Raw genomic sequence first — 1,820 nt, 5'->3', positions numbered from 1 at the left:
TTTTAGTTGATCTACAATTGATTTTGAAAAAGTGAAGATTGCCACTTTGAATGTTTTTTATGAATGAGGCCGGTCGGAGCGGAAATTATAAACCAGCTTTCAATAATCACCTTCGCTTTTTTGGAAGTTATTTTTCTGAAAGTCTATATCGCAATATCAGGACTAACTCTGGGTGGGTGGTTAGCGATCGGGTAGGTAACGGCATTTGGAATTATGGGTACATATTGTGCGCATGTCTCTGCCTTTAGCCAGCGAGCACTTTTCTCAGTCAGTGCGGTGACGGCATCCAGGTGGCGATAGCTACGTTTACGTAACCATTCCCATGCTCTGCCTAGGGGGAGCATGGGGGGGGGAGTGCGCTCAGAACCTATTACAGGAATGTTGAGCCCTCTTGCTGCCAGTGCCAGCAATATATTAGCAGTCGCCATAATAGCAAGTGCAACATCAGGTTGCTGCTGTTTAAGTACGTTACGCAGGGCTTGGATGCGCTGGTAATTGCTATTGTCTGCAGCCAACAGACTGGTGCTTTCTGTATTAAGACTGAAGGCGATACGCTGAATACTCGGATGAAGCTGGTAAAAATCCTGTTCGCACCCGGTCATAGAAACAATAGTAATTTGCCAGCCTTTGTCAGCCCAGTAATTGGCAAGGTTGGTGCTGACACGCTCAGCACCACCAGATGATAGGCTGTGAATAAACAGTAGGAGCTTCATTCAGGCACTCTGCTTACAATAAGAATATAAGGTGAAAACGCCTTACTAACAGGCAGTTCTTTTATATGAGACTCAAAAAACCACAACACTTTTGAAATGCGAGTGAGTTGCTTGTAAATAAAAAAATTAAAGCCCTTCTGCTCTTTAAAGCATGATGATAATACACTAAAATTAGATGAGCCTAAGTAGTCAGCCCACAATACATCTAAGCCAGCAACATGGTGACCATCAATAAATGATGGAAGGTCATGTGGTACATGTATATCATATATTTCTTTATTCCATAATCGTGTTAACACCCCATAAACGCCTGCCATATTTGGTATTATTGAGAATATCAGCCCACCTGGCTTTGAAAATTGACTAACTATGCCAAGAACCTCAGCTAAGTCTTTGAAATGTTCAACTACACCAAAACTCATAACAAAATTAAATTTCTCAATCAGACCTACTGGTGGTGAAAACATATCTGCATGAACCACATTAATATTGACACCATTTGCTTTTGATTTTTCTTCAAGTAACCGACAGCCCTCTTCGGAATAATCAAGTCCTGCGCAATGGGGTGGTTTTAGTTCGTTAAAGACTCTAATTATCCAGTCAGAATTACCAGCCCCAATCTCAAGAACGCTTCCTTCTCCGTAGAACTCGATAATTTTATCCATTATTAATTTATCGCAATATTGCTTATAGTCCTTTTTATACTCGTCTAATGACAATAATTCGCTTGAGTTTCCATTGGTATAGATTGAATCCCAATAATTCTTATTCCTTATACCTGGTTTTTCTTGTTTATTTTTTGCATCCATTTCAAGCTCCTAGAATAGACGTTGATGTTTTTGGGAATGTTTCACGACTTCAGATTTTTGACACCAGTGCAGCACCTATTTAGCTTTGATGGATAAGGGGTTTTATAGGTCATTGATATTAAATGTAAATTTAAACCAATTATTCATCTATCCAAAATAGGTGCTGTACGAGCAACCATGCCTATCCGGTTGTCTCCCAAAACATCTATCTCCTGCATAATTCTGCAAGTACTGAGCTATGTATGTGCCGCACTCTGGAGCATTGGGCGAAAACGTGATTTCCTTTCCATTATCTTGG

The 1,820-nt window shown here is 40.3% G+C and carries 2 protein-coding genes; both read right to left on the bottom strand.

What is annotated here, in order from left to right; genetic code table 11:
* Positions 1-143 precede the first annotated feature (143 nt).
* The gene (locus BTHERMOSOX_RS10860) at positions 144-713 is read right to left on the bottom strand and encodes a glycosyltransferase (protein WP_138121150.1); all 570 of its coding nucleotides are present in this window, start codon (positions 711-713) and stop codon (positions 144-146) included.
* Positions 710-1,522, bottom strand: a complete 813-nt coding sequence (locus BTHERMOSOX_RS10855; protein ID WP_138121149.1) for a class I SAM-dependent methyltransferase — start codon at positions 1,520-1,522, stop codon at positions 710-712. Before BTHERMOSOX_RS10855 ends, BTHERMOSOX_RS10860 begins: the two co-directional genes overlap by 4 nt.
* Positions 1,523-1,820 lie beyond the last annotated feature (298 nt).

This window comes from Bathymodiolus heckerae thiotrophic gill symbiont (assembly GCF_900128515.1).
Classification (GTDB): Bacteria; Pseudomonadota; Gammaproteobacteria; order PS1; family Pseudothioglobaceae; genus Thioglobus_A.
This window is presented reverse-complemented; position numbering and strand designations above follow the sequence as displayed.

What these genes read in the sequence shown, in the direction of transcription:
- BTHERMOSOX_RS10860 (WP_138121150.1), bottom strand. Translation starts at nt 713, where the DNA reads ATGAAGCTCCTACTGTTTATTCACAGCCTATCATCTGGTGGTGCTGAG.
- BTHERMOSOX_RS10855 (WP_138121149.1), bottom strand. Translation starts at nt 1,522, where the DNA reads ATGGATGCAAAAAATAAACAAGAAAAACCAGGTATAAGGAATAAGAAT.